Source organism: Armatimonadota bacterium (assembly GCA_022563855.1).
Classification (GTDB): domain Bacteria; phylum Armatimonadota; class Fimbriimonadia; order Fimbriimonadales; family Fimbriimonadaceae; genus JADFMN01.
The window spans coordinates 599-22,954 of the sequence record JADFMN010000016.1; the positions used below are offsets into that span (position 1 = coordinate 599).

The window sequence follows — 22,356 nt, forward strand, 5'->3', positions numbered from 1 at the left end:
TTCTCGGTCAAAGCGGCAGGGTATGAGGCAATGCTGCTCAACTCTGTTATTTCGGTTGTACAGGGGGCTCCTCATTTTGAACGGGAGGTAGGAATGAAATCAGTTTTACCCCGTCCATTTCCTTCGGGATGCGGCGATTCTTACCAAACGTCAGAAAATCATATCCCGCCTCAGTATTTGTTTGCCAAACCATGACAGCATTGCCGTCCTCCAGCCCCATCACCACCTGCTCCCAAATCATTTCCCGTATCCTTGCAGAAACCTTGCCAACGTACACACCTGCGCGTATTTCGAGAAGCCAAATTGCTAGCCGCCCACGCAACCGTGGAGGGGAGTTCTCAAGAACGATGACCAACATCGGAAAAACTCTCGGGGTTTGGAATGGCAGGGTCTACCGCCTCCACGTGAGCAGCAGGAATTGATATCTCACCCGCAGCCAAGATCTCTTCGATAGTAGGAATGATTCTTGCCAACAGCTTGGTTTGGCGAAAAGCATCACGACAGGCATGGCGCACAGCCATCTCCGGCTTCGAAGACTCCTGCGCAGCAATACGGAAAGCCACAGGTACCACCGTGTCGAACTTGAACAGATCAGCAATATCGTAGACAAACGAGAGTGGTTTCCCTGTATGAATGAAACCCAAGGCGGGAGCATAGCCTGCAGCTAGGATCGCCGCCTCAGTGATGCCATAGAGACATGCAGTGGCTGCACTCAAGCAACGGTTTGCCAGGTCCCCACTTTCCCAGTCGTTGTAATCGTATTTTCGCCTTCTCCATGGGACACGGTGGCGCTGGGCTATCAGTTCATACATCTTTTTGACCCGTGCTCCTTCAATCCCGCGCAATTGTTCTACACTGCGACGAGCAGGTGCCTCCTCCTTGAAACGCATAAGGTACATTTTTCGCACCACTTTGAGACGTGCTTCATCATCCAAAGCGAGCCTGGCTTGATAAAGCAATCGATCAGCGCGGGCTCCGCCTGGCTGTCCTGCGGTGTACAAGCGAACTCCCGCCTCACCAACCCAAACCAAGAGACACCCTACGCGCGCCGCAAGGGCCGCAGCTGCATGAGAAAGTCTTGTCCCCGGCTCAAGCATCAGGCAAGCTACACTCCCCACGGGAATGTGAGTACGCACCCCGTCCGTGTCGACGACTACGAATGCCCCGTCAAGTACATCTATGTTCCCTTTCTCCACAAACAGGAGAGAAAGACGATCCTTCATTGGAATCGGTTTTAACGGTGGAAGCATACTCATATTGGACGGACCATCAATAATCCACAGCCAAAGCCCTTAGCATGGCCGATGCCTCTCAAGAGCACCTCCTTGAATAGCTCCGGGTCAATAACTGTAAGCCGCCCGGTGATCTCCACCGTACTGAACCGCACTTGGTGGCCGCCTCTGGGTTTGTACCATCGATGTTGTCGGTATCCGTCTACTCTGACCTCGTTTTCGTTGACGGAAAACCCATTCTTGGAGCTACGGGATGTCAGCCAGGCAAATCCTTCTCGCTGGATAATCTCCTGCTCAGGAGGTCTGCCCTTTTCCCACTTCCCCTCTTGTTTTAGGGACCTCTTAGCCTCCATCACCAGATCGTGACGGTGTTGCTTACGGGAGGCATCTCTCTTGCTCCGCACTGGGTTCACGCGCAGCAGGAAGCCCAAACGCTGTCCGGTCCATATCTTGGGCTCATACCGCTTGGTCTCAATGTGCCACAATCCTCTCTCATCACGGGGTTCCTTGTCAGATACTGTGAAAAACATTAACCCAGTATTTCGTTGCTCCTGGCGGTAAAGAAACCCCCGGCTCTGACTGTCCAAACCCGCAAACAAGGTCCAGAGCTGCCGATGGACATGGTAGCCGTCGTACAGCAAACGCCAGAACGCTGGTGAATTGGCGGCACCGGGACGCAACTGTATTCTGCTCATGTACATCGTTCATCCCTCCTGTTTCTCAAGCGCTGTCTCCGTAGCATATCTCTCTGTTCGGACTGTAAATTGCCACCGGCGTCTACTTGTAAAAGCATCGCGCCGTTCGATAGTATGTACAGTCTGGAAACCGCTAGCTTCATCACCCTCCCAATACACTTCTACGGAACCTGGACGGCTCAAGCCCTCAAGAAATTGTGCATCATGGAAACGAGCATTTCGGAAGGCCTCCCGAAGATTGCTCGCTTCGACAACCTGCGCTTGAAGCGGCAATGCCATTGGACACGACTTACGACCAAGGTATAAAGTGAAAACAGGGTTAGCCAATGCAGCTGCAAGCTGCGGGAGCGACTGTGGCAAAGAAGCTGTGGTGGGCCACAGACATACGGTGTAGACAGCGTCGCACCGGTAATCTCGACTGGATAAAATCGTTCCCAGATTCTCCCTTTGCGTGGCCAACTCATCTTTCCGTGTCGCAAATACCCGACTAGTAGAAGCAGGGGGAACCTGCACCGTGTGATAGTCACGGAGTGGCGTACCTGGAACCTCCACTCGAACTGCCAGCGCGTATCCGCTCGCTATAGCTTGCTGGGATGTTTCTTCATCTCGGCGAATGCCGAGCGCAGCAGCCACCATTCCTAGAACAGCAGATTTGGACGGATGGCCAAACGTCGGCCTGAATTCACCCACGGCGATATCCCCCCATGCGGCCATCGGGCCATAGAGGCGAAACAGAAGATAATCTGTCATGGTATCAGCCTTCCACAAAATCGAGGATCTTTACCAATTTCCCCTCTCCCGTCAGTGCATTCATTTCCTCACGACTTTCAGCGCAGGGACCGTAGACCGTATCCATGTTATCGCGGGCCTTAGTCAGGGCATCAATAGCGTCGGCGAGCATGTCGGTCAGGATCAACTTCTGCAGCAATTCGGGCGTCAGCCTCCCCGACACCTTCTCAGACATGTCGATGGACCGCGTGCCGACGAGCACCGGCTGTTGTCTTGTATACAGTCGCAGAATCTCCCTGGCGATCCCACGGAACTTGACGTCCAGCGACTTGTACACCGTGTCCTGCTGGTCTATGCGAATCATCGGCTGGTGAGTCGGCACGACGACCACGTCGAGGCCGTAGATCTTGCGGAACTCGTCTTCCTCGGTCTTGGCAGTTCCGGTCATGCCGGAAAGCTTGTTGTACATCCGGAACAGGTTCTGGAAGGTAATGACGGCGACCGTCTGACTCTCACGCTTGACCGGCACTCTTTCTTTCGCCTCGAGCGCCTGGTGCAGACCGTCCGAGTATCGGCGACCGAACATGAGGCGACCGGTGTTCTCGTCTACGATGACCACCTCGTTGTTGCGAACGACGTAGTCGACGTTCTTTTCGAAGAGTCCGTACGCTTTCACCGAAGCGTTCATATGGTGCATGAGCCGAGGGTCCTCAGCCATGTTGCCGATCTCCATTCTCTCCTCGACGATGTCCATGCCCTCTTCAGTCAAAGTTGAGGAATGGCTCTTCTTGTCGGACACGAAGTGAACGCCTTCTTCTTCGACCTGGTCTGTCGTGCCCCCTTTCAACGTCCGGACGATCTTGTCCACCTGGTTATAAATCGACACGTCCTCAGCCGACGGTCCGCTGATGATGTGCGGCGTACGGGCCTCGTCGATCAAGATCGAGTCGACCTCGTCGATCAGCGCGAAGTTCAATTCACGCATCGACAGGTCCTCGACCGAGAACGCCATGTTGTCTCGCAGGTAGTCGAAGCCGAATTCGTGGTTCGTGCCGTAAGTGATGTCCTGCAAGTACGCCTCGCGCCGAGTGCAGGGCCGCAGGTGCAGGTATCGCGGGTCATCGTGCACGAACTCCGGGTCATAAATGTAGCTGCCGCCCAGTTCGTCCGAGTCCGCACTCTGACCTTGGACGACCCCCACCGACTGACCTAACGTGTGGTAGATCGGGCCCATCCAAACCGCGTCACGGCGTGCGAGGTAGTCGTTCACGGTAACGAGGTGCGCACCTTTGCCGGTCAACGCGTTAAGGTAAAGGGGCAGGGCCGCGACGACCGTCTTTCCCTCGCCGGTTTTCATCTCGGCGATTCGGCCCTCATGGAGCACGACACCACCGATCAGCTGCACGTCGAAGTGCCTCATTCTCAGCTTTCGTTTGCTGATCTCACGTACGAGGGCGAACGCCGTCGGCAGAATGTCCTCGAGCGACTCACCGTCTGCCAATCTGGCTTTCAGCACGTCGGTCTGCTTGCGGAAATCCTCGTCTGAATACAGCGCGATCTCCGCCTCTAGGCCGTTGATCTCTTCGGCGATCGGCTCGATCGCCTTGACCTCTTTTTCGCTCTGATCGAAGAGCTTTCTTAAATGTTCAATCATGGGTTGGTTCTCTTTGCTAAGTCGGTGTACAGGGACGAGGCGCACTCGCGCCTGTTCCGGCGGGAGCGGGTCGATGACTTAGAGAGACGGGCCGTCGCGCGTGCGGGCCGATGAGAGGAAGCCGTATTCGAGAAGAGGCTCGTCCGATGCCGCTGCTATCCGACAGCCTGCTACCTCTTCTTCTGGCAGTTCGGGGGTGGAGTTGGTCTCCGCGCTGAGCGCGTAGAAGGCGCCCAGCCACGAGGCGATCTGGTGGGCGTCCAGCCCTGGCGCCTCGCTGAGGAGATCCTCGAGCTCTTCGATGGTCTGAACCGCTCCGACCTTCTGGGCTAGGTCGAGCAGCGCCTGCTGGTGGCGGGACGTCGAATCGACGTCTCCGAAACCCTGCACGAGCAGGAGCATGATCACAGGCAGGATGTTCAGCATATCGGCTTTAGTTCCAACCTATTATATTCGGTCTAAGTTGCACGTCTCGGTCCAAATCCTGCTTATTCCGGTTCGGACTGGGCCGGATTCGTTCGGGTTGGTTCGGGTTAGTTCGGGTTAGTTCGGGTTTGACCCTCATAGCCTGTACCCTGTACCGCGTACCTGGTACCTATCCCTCCACCCTGCCAACTGAAGACTGCACCCTGAGAACTACTTTCGAGGGTCGAATATCGGACTTTCGGGTGTACTTTGCCGCGTTGTTCCGGTACAAGGACGCGTGCGCTGTATTAAATTTGCTCTGCTGGCTAGCATTTTTCTTGTGTTAGGGGTGGCTCAAGCCCAGGAATTTCCCCTGAGAAGCGGGCCGGATACCATCGACGCCAAGCGGCTGAGCTCGCCACCCACGATCGACGGGACAGTCGACGCCGACGAGTGGAGCCAGGCCAGCACGATCGCACGCGCGCTCGTCATCGAGTCGATCGATACCGACTCGGGCGAGCGCGGCCAGATCTGGATCGGCTACGACGACGAGTACTTGTACGTCGCGGCGCGCATCCTCTTGCAGCGACCGGACGACATCTCCGCCGATGAGTTTCGCGACAACGTCAGCCTGCGGGGCAACGACAGATTCGAGCTCACTCTTGACACCTTCGGACTGACCACCGACAGCAGCGAGATGTCTTTCAACGCCAACGGCGCGACGTCGCTCGATATCGCTGGCGGACGGGCGGCGAAGCTCGAGTGGAGCGGTCGGGTCGAAGCCGCGGCAAGGACGACCGACACTGGCTGGGAGGGCGAAATGCGAGTGCCGTGGCAGCTTCTCCCGTTGCCCGCTGCAGGCGTCAGGGACATGCGGTTCGATATCGAATGGTACGTCAGCTCGACAAAGAGAGATGTCGCGTTTCACTCGCGCCAAGGCGATGATTCCAAAATGCACACCCTGAAAGGCGTAGTGGTGCCCGAGCAGAACGACAGCAGGCCGATCCTCCTTCTGCCGTACGGATACGCCGGTTACAACGACGAGAACGGCGAGCACATCGCAAACGCCGGGCTTGATTTCAAGACCAGCTTGTCCGATCAGCTCTTGTTCGTCGGAACGGTCAATCCGGACTTCAGGAACATCGAGGACGACATCCTCGACCTGGACTTCAGCAACTTCGAGCGGCTGGCCGATGAGACCCGGCCGTTCTTCCAAGAGGGCAGCGACTACCTGTTCTTCGGCCACGGTCGCCGAATCTTCGCGAGCCAGCGCATCTCTACGTTCGACTTGGGGATGAATTTGTACGGAAACTTAGGCGGCAGCACGCGAGTCGGGCTCACCAGCACGATCGACTTCGGAAACCAGGCGACGGCGGCGGGATCGTACACGTACAACCCTGATCCGCTCACAGAGTACACGGCGTCGTTCGCATCGCTTCAGCGAATGGGCGAAGATAACTTCGCCGGCAGATTCGCGGCCAGCCGACGAACCGGCAGCTGGCTGTTCTTCGGCGAGTCGAGCATCACCGACGACCAGATCGAAGGAACGGGAACGGCGACCACGCTGGGAGCGTTCTACAACAGCCCCGGTTGGCAGAGCAACCTATTCTTGATCGACGTTTCAGGCGACTTCTTCCCTCGCATCGGCTTTGCGTCGGAGACGGACTTCATCGGCTACAACGGCAGCGTTTCGCGAAACATGGCGTCGACCTCCGGCACGATAACGGAAACCGAGATCACTTTCAGCTTTCTTGACTACGAGCGGCGCGGCGGTGGACACTACCGCGAGTCGATCGGCGGCGCGTACGAAGTGACGCTGAACAACGTCTTAGAGATCTCGCTGGACAGCAGCTACGAGCACTTCGAGGACAGGTTCGACAACTTGCAGTCCGTCGAGCTGGAGTTCCCGAAGAACGACCCGTACCGCCGTGCAAGCGTGGAGTACACGTTCGGCGAGATCGAGAACGCCAGCTACCAATCGTTCCAAGCGGGGTTGCGCTACCGGCCGGTCAAAAGGCTGCAGATCTCTGTGCGCGTGCAGGCCGTTCAGCACATCGTGGACGAGGAGCAGGGGATCATCGAGTTCAACTTCGAGATCGGGCGGTACCAGTCGTTCGGCGGTCGCGCGGTGCTGCAAGACGACGAGTGGAACTGGTTCGCCTCGTACCGCATGAGCGGCAACTTCGGCGCGGAGTACTTTCTGATCATCGGCGACCCGAACGCCGACTCGTTCCAGAAGACGCTGATCCTGAAGGTGTCCATCCCGCTGACGATTGGTGGGTAGGGGGAGTTCGGGTTGGTTCGGATTCGTTCGGGTTGGTTCGGGTTTGCCTCAACCCTTGACCCTAGACCCTTCTGGTACCTGACGATCGGCGGGTAGGGGAGTGCGGGGCAGCGAATGACGTCAACGGCCAGTCTCTGTCCTATAATGGAGTCGTTATGAAAAAAGGAATCGTAGCGTACGGGGGATATCTGCTCGCGGCCAGCCTGCTTGTGACGATGGCTGTCTCTCAGAACCGACAAGAGCCTGCGGCGGCGCAGGAGGAGATGCCGTTGATGAAGATATTGAACGCGAAGCTAAAAATGATGACGCGGATCGATGATCCGGCGACCATCGACAAGGATTCTTACGACGGAGTCATGGAACGATATGCTGAAGGGTATCGCGAATCTGTTGGCAGTCCGGAGGCCTTCCAAAACCTCTTCATTTATACAGCGATGCAGTACTACATGTCAGCGTTAGTCGATGACGACGGGGAAACCCATCGGTCCGTGGCCGTTACTACTGAGATCGAGCTCCTGATGCTCCAGACCGTCCAGAACGAGCGCATCATCGAACTGTTAGAAACGCTGACGGAACAGGAGTAACGCGGCTCACGGCGAGCTGACCTAGACCGGAGCGACACGCGTGGCGGGGGCGGGCGCGCGGTGCTGCAGGACGACAAGTGGAACTGGTTCGCCTCGTACCGCATGAGCGGCAACTTCGGCGCGGAGTACTTCTTGATCATCGGCGACCCGAACGCCGACTCGTTCCAGAAGACGCTGATTTTGAAGGTGTCGATTCCGCTGACAATCGGTGGGTAGTTGGAGCGTGGATTCTTAGTCCGCCAATCCCTCTCCCGCTCCGCCTGCTATGATCTGCCGAGTGCGTGAGTGAGTGGGAGAGGTTAGGTGAGGGCATCGACAGGTTTCGGCCCCCACCTAGCCTCCCCCGGCCACGAAAGTACGCGGCAAGTGTCAGCCTGCAGGCCGGGGGAGGGATTTCTGGAAGGGGCAGGTCGCCATTCCGCTGACGATCGGCGGCTGATTGGCGAGTGCGAGGACGCGTCTGACGCCTAGAAACGAATTCTTGTGGTTCAATATGGCTATGGACCGAACGCCGTGGACAGACCGGCAGTTCTCGGTGATTATTGCCACTTCGGTGATCGTTATCGGAGCAATCTGCGCATTGGCGTTTCCTTTCCTGAACTTTATTCCGCCTGAAGACTTTGTGCAGGTGCGTATCTTGAGTGCTGGTCTCGGAGGCATCATGGTGCTCGTCGGAATAAGTAAGCTATGGGCCGCTCTCGGGAGGCAGCCCAAGTCAGCGTTTCTTCGACGGGCCCGCGCCTTCCTCTCCCCGGACGGGCAGATACTCAGAAAAATAGTCCGCGATAATAAGTGCAAGGCGAAAGCCATATGGATTTTGGTCGTCACCGTTCTGATTCCATTGACAGCTTTGGCCGGTGTCATCGAGATAGAAAACAACGGGAGAGCATGGATCAGCGTCATCGCGTTCATCATCCTCAATGCTCTAGTCTTGCTCTCTCTTGTCTTGTGCGTCTCTTTGTTTGTTCGGATAAGACGCATCGCGCTGGGCGAACTCGACGACTGACCGGTTGCCATCACGCTGACGATTGGTGGTTAGCAGGCTGGGTGCAACTGGTTGACTCCTACTCAGCACTTCCATTGCGTTTCTTTCAACTCCTGAGGCTCGACGTATACTTACTGTGGCGGTATTAACTGGAATGCTCGACCATGAGATTGCGTACGACCCGAATTTGAGGAAAGTAAACGTGGCACGAATAAGCAGTCGGTTACAAATTGCCGCCACGCGGCTTCTGGTCGTATCCATGATATTTTGGTTCGTAACGGAAGGATTGTATATCTCGCCTCCGGTTCAATTTGTTTTGCCAGCCTCTGCGGCCCCAGTATTAGAGCGGTTGCTGCTTCCAACGCGCATTTTCATGCTGCTCTCTCTTGCTTTGGTGGTGTTTCTCGCTATCAAGGAGAATAGGGCTCCCAAGTGACGAAATACACCTCAGTGAGAAAGACGGAAGATCAGGCTCAACGCTCCTCGGCGTCCTTCTTTTCCTTCCACTCCTTAGACTCGACGTATACTTGAGACCAAAGGTCCAAGAACCCGTGAAGTCAAAACAAGCCTCGAAGAAACTGACTTTTGCATTCTTTGTTATGCTCATTGGCGTCATCGCAGTGGGCATCGTTGTCTTCACAAATTACGCCACGGGGTCTGCTAAGTTCAAAGATCAAGCTCGCTCGACATTCGGAATGACGGCAGCGGAAGCCGTGGCTGTCATGGGCGAGCCCCTTAGAACATTGACCGGGGCCGAGTACACGTCTGAGTTTCGAAGCGGTTTCGCAAGCTCACACGAGCCTGATCCGCCAAGGGTCGACGCGGACATTGTCTTGCAATTTTACTATGTCGTTTGGCTGGCACTTCTATTCATTAAGGACGATGTGGTATTCGAAGTGTATATCGGAGGGACGTAAGTTCTTCAGTCGAAGTCACGAACGCTCAACGCTTCTCGGCGTCCTTCTTTTCCATCTCCCGCCGTACGGCTTGGTGACAACGAATCAGATCAGGAGACCACGCGTTATTCGCTGCGTGAGCCCGTCCAGGTTCAAAACCACGGGAACGAGGCGGCTGGAGAGGGGGCTGGGGCGGCCAGACCGAGGGCTAGGTGCGCTAGACCCGAGTCCAGGTGGTCTAGACCGGGGTCTAGGTGGGCTGGGGAGGGGTCTGGTTGAGCCAGAGAACGGTTCCGGCCAGGCTAGCCCTTGGGACAGCTGAGCTAGACCGACACGCGCACTCCGCATCTGCTGTCGTTCGACGGCGCGGACGGCGGCAAGACCGTGCACATCATCGGTCGGTGGGTGAACACCAAGGGCGAACCCGGCCCGATCAGCGAAACCGTGAGCGCGACTATTCCTGGGTAGTGCATTCGTAGCACGGCCATCTTGGCCGTGAGTAGCAGGGGCATCTTGCCCCTGTTCGACCTCGGGCTAGAAGCCCGAGCCACGCATGGGCTGGAAGCCCATGCCACATATAGCGAAACCGTCAGCGCAACGATTCCTGGTTAGCGCCTCATCCCTCCACACTCGCTGTGTGGAGGGTGCCGTCGCCGTTGCAAGAACCCTCCACATGACGCGTGTGGAGGGATTGAAACTCCGTCCGCAACAGAATCCGCGATACAATGGTGCTATGGGTAAGAAGATAGGGGCTTGGTGCACAGGAGTGGCATGCGTTGTTGCGGTCGTCGTTGCTTGTGTGGGCTGTTCCTCAGAGCCGGTCAGCACCGACGAAGATGTTACTGAGAGTGCGAACTCGACCGATGACAGCGCTGCCGAAGAAGATATTGACTGGGACGCGTTGTACAAAGAGCTGGATGAATTGGACCACGTGAATATCGCGTATTCCACTCAGGATGCCATGGCAGAAATAAACAGATTGTCTGCGGATCTGAGTAGTGCGGGCGTACATAGTAGCTGGTTTAGTTCACTCGGGGCATTTGCGCTGAGCGTCCCGAGGGCAGAAGCTGAGAAAGCTGTTGAGATAGCCAAGATGCACGACCGGGAAGGCATTGAGATTGTAGAAAGCGACTGGCCAAGTACGTATGGAAAAAGACCCGGCGCGGCCCAACCTGGCGAGGACGATCAACCATCGGTCGGTGAGCCGGCGTCCGACTTCGAGGACGGCCAAGGCGAACCCAGCCCGATCTCCGAGACGGTCAGCGCGACTATTCCTGGGTAGTGCATTCGTAGCACGGCCATCTTGGCCGTGGGTAGCAGGGGCATCTTGCCCCTGTTCGACCTCGGGCTAGAAGCCCGAGCCACTCATGGGCTGGAAGCCCATGCCACGTATCGCGATATCGTCAGCGCAACGATCCCTGGGTAGAGCCTCATCCCGCCACGCTCGCAGAGTGGAGGGTGCCGTCGCCGCAGTCAGAACCCTCCACACGACGCGTGTGGAGGGATGGCAATCAGCGGCACACCTTGGCTTTGGGCCAGCAATGTATCATATAATGAGCGCATGAACGGGAATAGAGTAACTGTAATTGCGCTTGCTATTTCTCTTTCGATCAGCGGCTGCAATTCCGGCGGCGAAGAGAGGCAGGCCACAGCCACGCAAGCTTCATCAAATATTGCCCAGCAGATCAAGTCTACGGTTGAGCGGGACAGCCAGGTCATCAATGCCGCGATGGCCGCGTTCTTTGAGGACGCAGACTGGCAGTCGTTCGAGTGGCAAGAGGGCGATACCGTCGTCTTGGCACCTGAGTGGGACACTGACGTTCGATCGAGCTTTTACTACGAGGTTCAATCCACTCTCGAGAATTACGGGAGCGATGGAACAGATGAAGAGTGGTTAGCAAAACTAAGAAGCGTCGTCAGCGAAATGGAACCGCCCAAGGATTTGGAGTTGGAGGTTGCCGAACCTCTAGATAGGTTGATACTCGACGAGAATATCGTGCTTAAAGAATACAGCACTTGGCGCTCGACTCCTGGGAATAAATTTCTCACCGACGGGGTACCTGGGAAGGTTCGAGTTAGAGGAACGGTTGCAGCGCCGACATACTCAGCAGACGGAAAATACGCTCTTTTGGGAATGGGTGCTTCCTGGTCGAGGCACGGAGCGGGCATAGCATTCTTCCTGGAACGAAATGGGCAGGCGTGGCATGTCTTTCATGTCGAGTCGATGTTCGTCTTATAGATCTTAACCTACGTCACGATATTGCGAACGTAGTCGTGGCCTTTGTCCGGCCCGATCGGTTTGACCGTGGCGACGCTCTCGGGCTCGAAGTCGAGCAGTTTCAGCCAGTCGGCGACGGCGTCGGACTTCGGGAAGATCTCGTTCTCCGCGTACTCCGCATCGACCGCGTCGTGCATATCGGCCTCGCTGAGTCCGTGGTCGGCGTCTGGCGAGGCTATGTCGCGGCGGATCGCCGAGTCCTTGGCGCGGTCGACGATCGACTTGAGCAGAGCCCCGCTGACGAGGTCGTGCCAGTGGAGGATGTTGGTCGTTCCGTTGCGGAGCGCGACCTTGAGGAACTCCGTCTCACGCTTCTCTCGCCAGAGGTAGGCCAAGGTCGATTCGACCAGCGCGATGCGCGCGCATTCGGGTTCACCAGCCTGCTCCTTCAGCAGATCGGGGTCGAAGGGCAGGCGATCGTGCAGGTAGATCGACAGGATGTCCCTGGAAGCCTCTCGCGTCGGACGTCCGATCTTCACCTTGCGGTCGATGCGCTCCGGTCGCAGCACCGCCGGGTCGATGTAGTCCGGCCTGTTGCTCGTCAGGATCAGCACGACGTTCTCCAGCGACACCATCCCGTCGAGCTCGGCGCAGAACTGCGGCACAACGGTGTTGCTGATGTTCAGCGTGCGACCGGTCGAACGTGTGCGGAGAACCGATTCGGCCTCGTCCATGAAGATCACGACAAGCCGCCCTTCCTTCGCCTTCTCGCGGGCGGTGGCGAATATCTCGCGCACCATGCGCTCAGTCTCACCGAGCCACATGTTCAGGATCTTCGGGCCAGAGATGTGCATGAAGTACTCCTTCACCTCCTTGCCCGCCTGCTTCGAGTAGTCCTTCGCCAGGTTGTACGCGACGGCCTTGCCGAGCAGCGTCTTGCCGCAGCCCGGAGGGCCGTAGAGCAGGATGCCCTTGATCGGCTTCTTGTCGAACTTCTTATATACCTCGGGGTGCAGCATCGGCAGCTCGATGGTCTCGCGGATCAGCTCGATCGCCTTCTCCTGGCCACCGATCGCCGACCACGGGGTTTCGGGCACCTCCTCGACGAAGTACTCCCTGGTCTCCTGCCTCGGGAAGTGCTCGATCGCCAGCCGGCCGGTCTGGTCGAGCCGTATCTCGTCGCCGATGCTCAACTTCGTCTCTTTTAGCTCTTCTGATAGTTGCACGACGCGACCGTGACCGCCTTGCACGTCTGCGCCGACCCTCAGCCGGCCGTCGTCCATCACCTCGTTGATCTTGTGCACGTCGCCTATTGGGGCAGTCGGCACGACCCCGATCACGGCGTACGCGTCGTTGAGCATGACCCGCGCGCCTGCCTTCAAGTCGCCCTCATTCATCTTTGGATCGACTAGGGCGACGTACTCGGTGTCGCCGAGCGCGATGAGAACCTTGCCGTCGTCCAGCGATCGCAGGAACACGCCGATCTTGTTCGCGGGAGCAGTGAGCTTTTCGTACGCCTCCTCGTAAGCCTTGAGCGTCTTGCTCGCCTCTTCCTTTTCCGCCTCGTCGCTGGCCAGCTCCTTGCGCAGGGCGCTGACGTAGTTCTGCACCTGCGGGTCGTCTTCGGGCAGAGACTCGGCAAGCTTGTCGAGCATGCGTCGCGCGTGGCTACCGGATTCTGGCTCCATACCTCTCTATGATACGCCGCAGCGATGGCCTGGCGTCGCCGGTCGCCGCGCGAATCAGCCCAAGTCCTCGAAGCTGATCCTCTTTCCCTCGGGCGGGGGCTTGCGGATGCTGAGGAACGCGCCGACAACCGCGTCTGCGATGGCGCGCGAGCGATCACCGCCCTCGACGCGGCTCGCTGCGATCGAGTATTGGACGCCTTCGAGGATGCAGTTCCCGACGACCGTCACCATTTTCGCGCCGTCGGTGGTCTTGCTGGTCAGCACCTCTGAAATCGTGACCTCTGCGGAGGGCTGAAGGCGTTCGAGCGCGTGCGCGGTCGCCTCAGCGATAGCGCCGTCCAGCGACCCTTCGCTCTTGGTCACGACGCCAGTCGCGTCACTACCGCCAACGCTGATCGTGACGACCACCGGCTGGTCGCGGTTTTCGGCGTCAGCAGATACGAGCCGCACATGCGTTTCCGCCGCCGTGGAAACCTCGGGCACGGAGGCAGGAACCGATGGCTGCACGCTTGCCTCTAGATCCTTGCGCGCCGGCTCCTCGCCCTCCGTTTCGGGCGCAGGCGCAACGCGCTTGCGAGACGGGTCGAGCTTCCTGGCCATGCACTCCTTGCTAGCCAAATTGATCAGGTTGTCGACCATCGATGCGATGTGTGAGTGCTCTCGGTCGCGAGTTCGCTTGCCGCCGGCAAATCCAACCGCTATCGTAACTGGATCAGGAACCCCCTCCACGGCGATGCTCATGTCTTCGATTCCGCCGTACTTCTTCTCGGCGGCGAACCGGTTCAGCGTCGTGCCGATCGCGAACTCGTCACCGCCGTACCGCACGCATATCTCCTGTCGACGATCCACGTGACCGGTTAGCAGGTCTGCGATGCGCTTGAGGATTCTGTCGCCGACGATGTGCCCGTGCTTCTTGTTGTACGCGCCAAAGTCGTTTATGTCCAGGAACACGACTGTGATCTCACGCCCATCGGCCAAGGCCTTGGTGGCCCAATCGCGCAGGCGGTTGCTCCACGGCAGGCTCGTCAGCGGATCCCACGACCGACCGAGCTCCTGCAACAGCATGTTCGCGCTCAAGATCCCACAGAACTCGCTCGCTTCGTACACCGTCGCGAAACTAAGGTCCTCCTCGATGAACCGCTTCGCGGCCGTACGGATCGTGACCGAATGATCGAACTGCGCTGAAAGTGGCTGGACGATCGTCTGCACCTTCGCGTCCTTCGGCATTCCAAGCGCTCGCTCGAGGTTGACGTAGCCGACCACGCCCGAGTCGTCGATGACGGCTAAGGCGCGCTGTCTATGCCCCTGCATCACGTGAATCGCCGTTGATATCAAGTGCGTTGGGTTCACCCAAACGGGGATCAAGTCCAGCTCTTGCAGCGTACGCATTGATCCGAATCTATTTTATAGGAAGCCCCCTTGTGATCCTATTTGCATTAATACTTGATTTCAGCCGAACGCCCCAGCAACTTTGCTCGGTTTGTGGCAAGAAAGGCGCTAGGCGGTCTCTAACAGTCGCAGCAGCTCCCTCCTGCAACAGTTGACGGTCTCTGCGAATCCTGAGTCTGTGAGCATCCGACGCACCTTGGACGACATGCCGTAAACGGAGCTGGGCGATTGCCCTAGGAAGGCGGCTGCGTCCGCCTCGTTCAACTTCATCGCGATCAACATCATATACGCGCAAAGGTGCGAATGGCTGACGCCTGGATCGGGGCGCTGATCCAATGTGCGAGAGACCGCTTCCGCAGCCAAGTCGCGGACATCCCACCCGTCGCGACCTGAAAGGTACGGCATGAGCACTCCGCACGCCGCGCAAGCGTGTTCGCGCAACGACCAGTCCTGTTGTTCCAGCTTGAGAGTTCTCAGGGCGCCGCGAATTGATCGCCCATTGCCACACAGGTGCCGCGACAGAAGGTGCACGACCGGGGAAGACAACGCGAGCCGTTCGTCAGAGGCGATCTGTCGCACGATCGCTTCGCGCTCCGAGACGTTCGGGTCGTCAATCGTCTGAACGCCCCACTCCTTCGGGCTTGGCAAAAACTGCCGAATCTCGGTCAGGCCATCGTCCAAAGAAAGCGCGATCAACGTCGGTCGCCCCGTGCGAACGCGCAGCTCCAAGAGGCGTCGAAATTCGTTCTTGGTCCGCAAGTTGCGAACGGCGTCTTGCGCATCATCCAGCAAGATCGCCCCCTGTGTCGCTTCCGTCTCTTTTCCGCTCGCAAACACAGTCGCGCTCATCGGCGCCTTTACGTCGCGACCTTGCAGCACCATGTAAGCGTAGATGCATTGCAAGAGATGTGATTTGCCCCAACCGGGGGAGCCGACCAGCGCGACCAAGGGGGTCGTGCCCGTTGCAAAACGTATCCCGGCTTCGATCGCGCCGAGGTTTGATGGCACCGCCGCAAACGACGCAAATCCTGTTGAGCCGTTGTTCGCTGAGTCGTGCAGTTCGGTGAATGGCGGTTGCAATTGGGGGCGAGTCAAAATGACGTCCATATTCTGCGGATTCCTTGCACGGGCGATGTCGCGCCTGTTGCGCGACCGCTCTATTGTTCCAGCATAAGGCCGGACGGGTCAAGTGTCGCGCGCGCCGCGAACGCGCGCAACATTTCGCTTGTTTTGGACTAGAAAACGCCGCGTGAAAGAACGATGAAACGTCAATCCGAGCCTAACGAAAAGTTCGAGAATCTTTCCCTCGCTTTTCCACAACTAATGCTGGATAAGTTTCCAGTATTCGTCGAAATCAAACTCTGGGCTGTGCTCCGGAACGTGACAAGGGAGACACGATTCGACACCGCTCTTCGGCATTGAAATTTGCATCGGGCTCGTCGCGTGCTGTCGTCCGGCGCCGTGGCAACTTTCACAGCCGACGTTTGCTAAATCCGGCGTCGTCGTTCTCGTGCGAAACCCCATTACGCTTTGCATCCCGACGACGTGACAGCTGATGCATTCAGGATCTCGGTCATGCCCTTCGCGCTCAAGCGTCTTTAGCGCGGCGGCGTGTGCGCTCATCTTCCAAACGTCGGCAGATGCAGAGTGGCACGTTGCGCACGCGGCAGTGCCAGCGAACTCCGGCCCTTCAAGTCGCGGCAGTTCCTCGATGAGGTTTTCGTCGCTGACGCGCTGCACGTACCGCCGATAAATCTTCTCCGCGCCAGCGTCGTTCTCCCACGTCGGCCCTAATTCGACTACACGATAATCCTCGAGTCGATCACCTTTGACCCGCATCGAAATCAAAGCCTGCCCCTTCATGCCTGGGCTGACGATCCAGGTTTTCCCAACGATCAGCGGCTCCCGGCGCGGCTGGGTCTCGGACTGGTAAACGATCATGAACAGCTTCGAGTGTTTCTTCGCCAACTCCCGAGCGTGGTCCTCTCCGCCTTGCGTCATGAGTATCGGCAGCTTCTTGTTAGTGCGTGCAAACTCGAGCAAATCCACTACGACATCGTCCGTAGGGAGCGATGCAACGCCCAAGCGGGCACCGATCATCGCGCCGTCCGGCGACGTCCCAGCGACGACGAATGGCCCTTTGACTACGCGGCTCCTCAAGCTGATCGCGCCGCCGACCAAATTCGACGATATCAACCGATCGCCGCTCAGGCGATTGATCGCCTCTACCATCGGCAGTCCCAAGTCTGCGTCGCGCCCGCCGAGATTGATCGCATCGATCTTGCCTAGCCGAAAAGCTTCCGCCAGCGACTCCGCCTTGATCTCGTCTTGCCGACCGACCCCAGATGCAAGATTGCCGGTGTCGAGCGACAGCAACTTCCTGCCCTCAGCGAGATGTACCGTGGCTGCGATGCGGCGGCGTATGCCGCCTTTCATCGGCTTCGCACATCCGCATGGCGACAGATAGCCCAAAGTGTTGCCGCCGATCACGATCTCCCAATCTTCCGGCTCCGACACGATCAACGACCAGGAAAAAACTGCGATGGACGCGAGCCCGATCGCCAGCTTCACCTGACGACGCCTTCAACCGGAATTCTTATCTCAGGTTGGTCCGGATCGTCGGTGTAGACGATGACCGCTTCTCGGAATCCTCCGATCGGCGCGTTGCCCATGTACTTCACGACGATTCGGTACTTGGATGGGTCGCTCATCGGTATGACTTCGGCTTTCAGGATGTTAGAAGAGGTTTCAACTCTAAGAATCTTGAACGGTTTTCCCGGTCGCACCAGCAGCGTCCACGCCTGGTGCACTCCTTGCACGATTTCGCCGAAATACACGCGCCTCGGAGTCGCAACGATCCCTTTCTGAACCTGCAAGTTGTGAACGAGCGTTCGGAAAATCGGGTGAGCGGTGGCTATCTGTATCGAGACCGACATCTGACCAAGCGGAATGGTGGGTTTAAAGAGCAGCGACACTTTGTACCCTTCGATCTTTCGCGCGTCCTCCGGCCTTGGCCCGAACTGCACGGTGCCCGAAAACTCCTCCATGTACACCTCGACAGACATGCCTGATACGGCGATCTTTGTTGGTTTCAGCTCGACGCCCGGTTCGATAGCGAGATACACCTCGTGTACCGCCCCGCTGTCCGTGAGCAGCACGGTCGAAACACCCTTCGGATCGAGGAATTCGTACGCCCGGGTAACGACCGTGTCCATTTTAAGGTGCGTTACCGCCGCGCTCGAGTCGTTGGAGAACAGCACAAGCGTCTTGTGCAGCTCCCCGACAAAGTTGATCGTATTGATCTGGATCGGCACGATCACCGTCTTGCCAGGAGATACGACCTTTTCGTACTTGCCGATCCTGAAGCAGTTACAGTCCGGGACGAGATAGAACTCGAGTGGCGCCGTTCCGCGATTTGAAATCTGAATAGAAAACGCCATCGGCTCGGCCTGCAAAACCGGCTTTGGAGTTAGTTTCGTCGGAGTCACGAAAAGCCGCGGTTCGCCTAACGCGATCACTTTGCGGTCAGCGACGGCCTGCCGAATCTGATTCGACAGACGCAGGGTCGAAAGGACGATTTTCGCCTCGGCGATCGTGACCATCGACGCCTTGGGATAGAACCCCTCGATCCGAAACATGACGCTGCCGATGTTCGGAGCCCTGGCCAAACCGAAGTACGCGCCCATCGCAAAGGAGACTTCGTTGTGGACCTCGCGTTTTCGCACTGGCAAATTGCTCAACGACCGATTGAGCGACAGAACTGCCTCGAGCCTTACTTCGTCGGCAGACGGAGAGACGAAGTAAACGGCCCCGGCTGGAGTTGACTCGCCTTCGGCTGGCGGCAGCTTTTCCACGAAGCTGAAAAGCACTCCGGGGTTCGCCCCAAGCTCGATCTTCAGGCCCTTTATTGCTCGCATCCAATCCACGAACGCTTCGTCGCGAGCTTCCTTCCACATTGGGCGCTGACCTTCTGGAAGCTCCGCCTCCCGCCATTCGACGGTGACGTTCTGGCTAGGCAAGCGGTTCAGGAGCGCCCTCGCTTGGTCCCATTCTCCGCTTTGAGTAGCATCTGCAATCGTGCGAACAGTGCTTTGGAACGCCTGACTGGTTCCAGGTGGAGTGCTGATGGGCACACCTTGATGGGGCGATATCAGGAGGCTGAGCGTAAGACAGGTCGCAATCATGATCGTTTTCGGTGAGTGGCTGTGCTAAGAGTTAGACGGTCGATATGCACCCAGATTACTCGACCTTTGCGGCAGAACCGGACTTTGGCAACCGCAAGAAGGCCTCGATGAAGTCATCGATTTCGCCGTCCATGATCGCCTGGACATTCCCGGTTTCGTACCGAGTTCGATGATCCTTGACCATGGTGTACGGCTGCATGACATAGCTACGAATCTGGCGACCCCACTCTGCGGGCCCAGAATCTCCGCGCAATCGATCCAATCTTTCGGCGTCCTTTAGCCGATGGAGCTCCGCGAGCCTGGACGCCAAGACCAGCATCGCCGCGGCTCGGTTCTTATGCTGGCTTCGCTCGTTCTGGCAGTTGACGACAATTCCGGACGGAATGTGAGTGATTCGCACTGCGCTCTCCGTCTTGTTGACGTGTTGGCCCCCGGCGCCGCTTGCGCGAAGCGTTTCGACCTTTAGATCATCAGTATCTATCTTGACTTCCGTCGGCGCGATCTCCGGCAGCACTTCCAGCTTGGCGAACGAAGTGTGACGCCGAGACGCAGCGTCGAACGGCGAAATCCTAACCAAGCGGTGGACGCCGGCTTCCGATTTCAGGTAGCCGTAGGCGTACTCGCCGGTCACCTTGAAATGAACCCGTCGATACCCGGTGACGTCACCCGGCGTCTGGCTCAACAGCTCCATCGAGAAGCCGCGCCGCTGCACCCACCTTGAGTACAACCGGTACAGCATCTCGGCCCAATCGCACGCTTCGGAGCCGCCTGCCCCCGCATTTATTTCGACAAGGGCGTTTCTGCCGTCGAACTCGCCGCTCAACAAGGTTATCAACTCGTATTTGTTCAGCTTCGAGAGGAACTCCGCCGCTAGACCGTCCGCCTCCCTTTCCAGGTCTTCGTCCGGTTCTTCGGACAGCAGCTCGTAGTAACCCAAGATTTCGTCGTATTGCTGTTTTAGGGTTTCCAGCGGTCCAGTAAGGTTGCGCAGGTGGGTCAGCTTCTGCATTTGAAGCTGAGCTGTAGCAGAATCCGCCCAAAATCCGGGTTGGATGGACTGCTTTTCTAGCTTGGAAATCCGGTTTTGGAGTGTGTCGAGGTCAAAGATGCTCTCCGATCGCATCCAGCCGCACGGCTGCTTTGGACAGCGCTTCCCGCTGCTCTGGGTTCGGCATGAGGACAATGTACCAGAGGACAACTTGAAACTTTGATCGATCAGGCCGAATGATTTGGTGCGGTAAAACCGTCGAATCTACTGGCAATGCAAGTTGAACCAAGTATAATGGATGGAGTTCATGGTGCTATGCCAATGCGTGTAGAGGACTGAAGTCAAATGAACCTGAATACCTGTACCTATAACCTACGAAAGTTGGGCCTCATCTCGGTCGTGACGGTCATGTCGGTCAGTGCGCTGGCCCAGGTCAACTTCCGATCGCTGCCGCCTGATTTCATCAGTATCACGAAGCGGCACGAAGCAACTTCACACAAGACTTATACGAACGTCATTACCGACAGCACGTACGACTTCTTCCCTCAGATCGACGATTCCGTCGGGCAGAAGGGCATCAAGCCGGAGAACCCGTGGGCGATTGTCCGCCGTTCTCGCGGTTTCCGCAACACCCTGGCCCTAGGCGGGCTGGACGGCGGTGCTGTCAACGAGCGGGGCGCCCTGTTCCCAGGAATTGAGTTCACCGGCTGGTTCCCGCCAGACCCCCACATTTCGGTCGGACCGACCCACGTCGTCGAGGTCGTGAACTCGCATGTAGCGTTCTTCAAGAAGTCGGACGGCGTCAAGCTGTTCCAGCAGAGTCTGGGCCCCGGCGGTTTCTTCAGCGGACTTGGAGTTGGCAACTTTGTGTTCGATCCGCGCACGTACTACGATCCAATCAACGAGCGTTTCATCGTGATCGCTCTGCACGCCGACTTCGGAAACGAGATATCCGACATTTTGCTGGCGGTATCCGACGACACCGATCCAAACGGCACGTGGCACAAGTTCAGGATCGAGTCGAAAGTCGACGACAATTGGTTTGATTATCCGCAGGTTGGACTCAACCAAGACGCCATCGCCATTTCAGGCAATATGTTCGGCTTCGCGGGCGGTTCGAACGGCGCACACGTGTTCGTCGTGAAAATGGAAGGCTTGCTCAACGGTGTGATGGCTGACGTAACAGGGTTCCCCATGCCAAGCGTGTTTTCAATCCAGCCAGCCGACAACCTCGGTCCAAACGCAAACCCTGTCCTCTACGGCGTAGTGCGCGATACGTTCTCCTCGATGCAGATTTTCGCCTGGGAGAATTTGTTGACGACTCCCACGATGGTATCGACCACTACCGCCATACCTACCTGGAGCTATGCGTCGCCTGGCGCCGATACTACCGGCGGACGAAAGCTCGACAATCTTCCGTTCCACTTCATGGACTCTGGCTCCCGCGATGGAAAAATGGTGGCCGCACACGTAGTCGCCGTCTCATCCGGCGACGGCCGTTCCACAGTCGACTGGTACGAGTTCGACCTCAACAGTTGGCCGGAGTCGGGATCGGTCACTCTGGCCCAGTCCGGCAAGATTCAGCTGCCGGATATCGAGCACGCTTTCATGCCCGCGATCACCAAGAACGCTCTCGGCGATATCTCGGTGATCTACACCAGAAGCAGCACGGGCATCGGGGCCGACGTCGTTATCTCGACCCGAAAGGTCGGCGACGCACCCGGAACCCTGAGTCCGCCGACGCTCCTGAAGTCCAGCACTGGGATCAACTTCCAAGGTGGAGTCGGACGGTGGGGCGACTATTACTCTGCCGTGGTCGACCCCGTCGACGACACGACGTTCTGGGGGGTTGGCGAGATCATCCGCCCGGACGGGTTCTGGGCTACGGAGATCCAGAACTGGATCGTGTCCATCGGCGGTCCGGGAGGCGGAGGAGGCATCCTGTACGATGCGGTCTCAGTATCGACGTTCTTAGGAAACTACTTCGCAGGCGGCTTGCTCGATCTCAAGAACTCGGACAACGGCTTCTACGACATCGATAGCGTATTCGTCGCGGGCAGAGGACACTTTGGCGCGTTACAGGCGGACTTCAACATCAACGAGCCGGCCGCCGACGTCAAGGAGATCAAGCTTGAGATCGAGACGATACTCAACCCCGGAGATTCTGCCGCCGGCACAGCGTTCGCCTACAACTGGGGAACCGACAGATGGGACTACGTCAAGGCGGTCAGGGTAAAGAACCAAGGCAACAAGGTTCACGTGATCCGGATCAGGCAAAACCCCGGGGACTACGTCAGTGGCTCCGGCGTCGTGCGAGTTATCTTCAGGGTTTTCGACCAGTTCAAACGGAACGGCAAGAACCCTCAACCGTTCCGAATGCGGACTGACGTGCTCCGCGCCATAATATTGACCAACTAGCGCCCTT

The 22,356-nt window shown here is 57.7% G+C and carries 21 protein-coding genes; 8 read left to right on the forward strand and 13 right to left on the reverse strand.

The annotated features are described in order from the left end of the window. Window positions 1–46 precede the first annotated feature (46 nt). From cas2 to IH944_14235, 6 genes are all read right to left on the reverse strand, one after another. Window positions 47–358 carry a type I-E CRISPR-associated endoribonuclease Cas2 gene (gene cas2, locus IH944_14210; protein ID MCH7905705.1) on the reverse strand — a complete coding sequence of 104 codons (312 nt, stop codon included), beginning with the start codon at window positions 356–358 and terminating at the stop codon, window positions 47–49. Continuing rightward, window positions 339–1,250 (reverse strand): type I-E CRISPR-associated endonuclease Cas1, encoded by a 912-nt coding sequence (cas1e, locus tag IH944_14215; GenBank protein MCH7905706.1) that lies wholly within the window; start codon window positions 1,248–1,250, stop codon window positions 339–341. The genes cas2 and cas1e overlap by 20 nt, the downstream gene beginning before the upstream one ends. A 2-nt stretch (window positions 1,251–1,252) precedes the next feature. Next, window positions 1,253–1,933 carry a type I-E CRISPR-associated protein Cas6/Cse3/CasE gene (gene cas6e, locus IH944_14220; protein ID MCH7905707.1) on the reverse strand — a complete coding sequence of 227 codons (681 nt, stop codon included), beginning with the start codon at window positions 1,931–1,933 and terminating at the stop codon, window positions 1,253–1,255. A 3-nt stretch (window positions 1,934–1,936) separates the two neighbouring features. After that, entirely contained in the window at window positions 1,937–2,677 is a 741-nt protein-coding gene (gene cas5e, locus IH944_14225; GenBank protein ID MCH7905708.1) for a type I-E CRISPR-associated protein Cas5/CasD, read from the reverse strand. Between the two features lie 4 nt (window positions 2,678–2,681). Continuing rightward, complete coding sequence (locus tag IH944_14230) at window positions 2,682–4,310, reverse strand: hypothetical protein (GenBank protein MCH7905709.1); 1,629 nt, start codon at window positions 4,308–4,310, stop codon at window positions 2,682–2,684. A gap of 78 nt (window positions 4,311–4,388) precedes the next feature. Continuing rightward, window positions 4,389–4,736, reverse strand: coding sequence for a hypothetical protein (locus IH944_14235; protein MCH7905710.1), 348 nt, complete (start codon window positions 4,734–4,736; stop codon window positions 4,389–4,391). Between the two features lie 319 nt (window positions 4,737–5,055). Between IH944_14235 and IH944_14240 the strand changes: the two genes are divergently transcribed. From IH944_14240 to IH944_14260, 5 genes are all read left to right on the forward strand, one after another. After that, window positions 5,056–6,999 (forward strand): hypothetical protein, encoded by a 1,944-nt coding sequence (locus IH944_14240; GenBank protein ID MCH7905711.1) that lies wholly within the window; start codon window positions 5,056–5,058, stop codon window positions 6,997–6,999. A 155-nt stretch (window positions 7,000–7,154) separates the two neighbouring features. Then, entirely contained in the window at window positions 7,155–7,583 is a 429-nt protein-coding gene (locus IH944_14245; GenBank protein MCH7905712.1) for a hypothetical protein, read from the forward strand. A gap of 60 nt (window positions 7,584–7,643) precedes the next feature. Beyond that, entirely contained in the window at window positions 7,644–7,799 is a 156-nt protein-coding gene (locus IH944_14250; GenBank protein MCH7905713.1) for a hypothetical protein, read from the forward strand. 283 nt (window positions 7,800–8,082) lie between these two features. After that, window positions 8,083–8,589 carry a hypothetical protein gene (locus tag IH944_14255; protein ID MCH7905714.1) on the forward strand — a complete coding sequence of 169 codons (507 nt, stop codon included), beginning with the start codon at window positions 8,083–8,085 and terminating at the stop codon, window positions 8,587–8,589. Window positions 8,590–9,119: 530 nt separating this feature from the next. Next, on the forward strand, window positions 9,120–9,485 hold the full coding sequence (locus tag IH944_14260; GenBank protein ID MCH7905715.1) for a hypothetical protein: 366 nt from the start codon (window positions 9,120–9,122) through the stop codon (window positions 9,483–9,485). A 302-nt stretch (window positions 9,486–9,787) separates the two neighbouring features. Here IH944_14260 and IH944_14265 read toward each other — a convergent pair whose 3' ends face one another. Then, window positions 9,788–9,976: a hypothetical protein gene (locus IH944_14265; protein ID MCH7905716.1), complete on the reverse strand. Its 189-nt coding sequence runs from the start codon at window positions 9,974–9,976 to the stop codon at window positions 9,788–9,790. 221 nt (window positions 9,977–10,197) lie between these two features. On the opposite strand from IH944_14265, the gene IH944_14270 reads away from it, so the two are divergent. After that, a complete protein-coding gene (locus tag IH944_14270) occupies window positions 10,198–10,746 on the forward strand; it encodes a hypothetical protein (protein ID MCH7905717.1) in 549 nt (182 codons plus the stop codon). Window positions 10,747–11,025: 279 nt separating this feature from the next. After that, the gene (locus IH944_14275; GenBank protein ID MCH7905718.1) at window positions 11,026–11,703 is read left to right on the forward strand and encodes a hypothetical protein; all 678 of its coding nucleotides are present in this window, start codon (window positions 11,026–11,028) and stop codon (window positions 11,701–11,703) included. Between the two features lie 8 nt (window positions 11,704–11,711). On the opposite strand, the gene IH944_14280 is transcribed toward IH944_14275, so the two are convergent. The 6 genes from IH944_14280 to prfB form a co-directional block, all read right to left on the reverse strand. Continuing rightward, window positions 11,712–13,370 carry an AAA family ATPase gene (locus IH944_14280; GenBank protein MCH7905719.1) on the reverse strand — a complete coding sequence of 553 codons (1,659 nt, stop codon included), beginning with the start codon at window positions 13,368–13,370 and terminating at the stop codon, window positions 11,712–11,714. Between the two features lie 54 nt (window positions 13,371–13,424). Next, window positions 13,425–14,759, reverse strand: coding sequence for a diguanylate cyclase (locus IH944_14285; GenBank protein ID MCH7905720.1), 1,335 nt, complete (start codon window positions 14,757–14,759; stop codon window positions 13,425–13,427). Window positions 14,760–14,867: 108 nt separating this feature from the next. Continuing rightward, the gene (locus IH944_14290; GenBank protein ID MCH7905721.1) at window positions 14,868–15,866 is read right to left on the reverse strand and encodes a hypothetical protein; all 999 of its coding nucleotides are present in this window, start codon (window positions 15,864–15,866) and stop codon (window positions 14,868–14,870) included. Window positions 15,867–16,079: 213 nt separating this feature from the next. Continuing rightward, window positions 16,080–17,330, reverse strand: a complete 1,251-nt coding sequence (locus tag IH944_14295) for a hypothetical protein (GenBank protein ID MCH7905722.1) — start codon at window positions 17,328–17,330, stop codon at window positions 16,080–16,082. Further along, the gene (locus IH944_14300) at window positions 17,327–18,892 is read right to left on the reverse strand and encodes a DUF1573 domain-containing protein (protein ID MCH7905723.1); all 1,566 of its coding nucleotides are present in this window, start codon (window positions 18,890–18,892) and stop codon (window positions 17,327–17,329) included. The genes IH944_14295 and IH944_14300 overlap by 4 nt, the downstream gene beginning before the upstream one ends. Window positions 18,893–18,998: 106 nt before the next feature. Continuing rightward, window positions 18,999–20,066, reverse strand: a complete 1,068-nt coding sequence (gene prfB, locus IH944_14305) for a peptide chain release factor 2 (protein ID MCH7905724.1) — start codon at window positions 20,064–20,066, stop codon at window positions 18,999–19,001. Between the two features lie 246 nt (window positions 20,067–20,312). Here prfB and IH944_14310 point away from each other — a divergent pair, with 246 nt between their 5' ends. Continuing rightward, window positions 20,313–22,349 carry a hypothetical protein gene (locus tag IH944_14310; protein MCH7905725.1) on the forward strand — a complete coding sequence of 679 codons (2,037 nt, stop codon included), beginning with the start codon at window positions 20,313–20,315 and terminating at the stop codon, window positions 22,347–22,349. The last annotated feature ends 7 nt before the right edge of the window (window positions 22,350–22,356 follow it).

Coding starts and splice junctions, on each gene's coding strand:
- cas2 (MCH7905705.1), bottom strand. CDS start 358: ATGTTGGTCATCGTTCTTGAGAACTCCCCTCCACGGTTGCGTGGGCGG.
- cas1e (MCH7905706.1), bottom strand. CDS start 1,250: ATGCTTCCACCGTTAAAACCGATTCCAATGAAGGATCGTCTTTCTCTC.
- cas6e (MCH7905707.1), bottom strand. CDS start 1,933: ATGTACATGAGCAGAATACAGTTGCGTCCCGGTGCCGCCAATTCACCA.
- cas5e (MCH7905708.1), bottom strand. CDS start 2,677: ATGACAGATTATCTTCTGTTTCGCCTCTATGGCCCGATGGCCGCATGG.
- IH944_14230 (MCH7905709.1), bottom strand. CDS start 4,310: ATGATTGAACATTTAAGAAAGCTCTTCGATCAGAGCGAAAAAGAGGTC.
- IH944_14235 (MCH7905710.1), bottom strand. CDS start 4,736: ATGCTGAACATCCTGCCTGTGATCATGCTCCTGCTCGTGCAGGGTTTC.
- IH944_14245 (MCH7905712.1), top strand. CDS start 7,155: ATGAAAAAAGGAATCGTAGCGTACGGGGGATATCTGCTCGCGGCCAGC.
- IH944_14255 (MCH7905714.1), top strand. CDS start 8,083: ATGGACCGAACGCCGTGGACAGACCGGCAGTTCTCGGTGATTATTGCC.
- IH944_14265 (MCH7905716.1), bottom strand. CDS start 9,976: ATGCCCCTGCTACTCACGGCCAAGATGGCCGTGCTACGAATGCACTAC.
- IH944_14270 (MCH7905717.1), top strand. CDS start 10,198: ATGGGTAAGAAGATAGGGGCTTGGTGCACAGGAGTGGCATGCGTTGTT.
- IH944_14275 (MCH7905718.1), top strand. CDS start 11,026: ATGAACGGGAATAGAGTAACTGTAATTGCGCTTGCTATTTCTCTTTCG.
- IH944_14280 (MCH7905719.1), bottom strand. CDS start 13,370: ATGGAGCCAGAATCCGGTAGCCACGCGCGACGCATGCTCGACAAGCTT.
- IH944_14285 (MCH7905720.1), bottom strand. CDS start 14,759: ATGCGTACGCTGCAAGAGCTGGACTTGATCCCCGTTTGGGTGAACCCA.
- IH944_14290 (MCH7905721.1), bottom strand. CDS start 15,866: ATGGACGTCATTTTGACTCGCCCCCAATTGCAACCGCCATTCACCGAA.
- prfB (MCH7905724.1), bottom strand. CDS start 20,066: ATGCGATCGGAGAGCATCTTTGACCTCGACACACTCCAAAACCGGATT.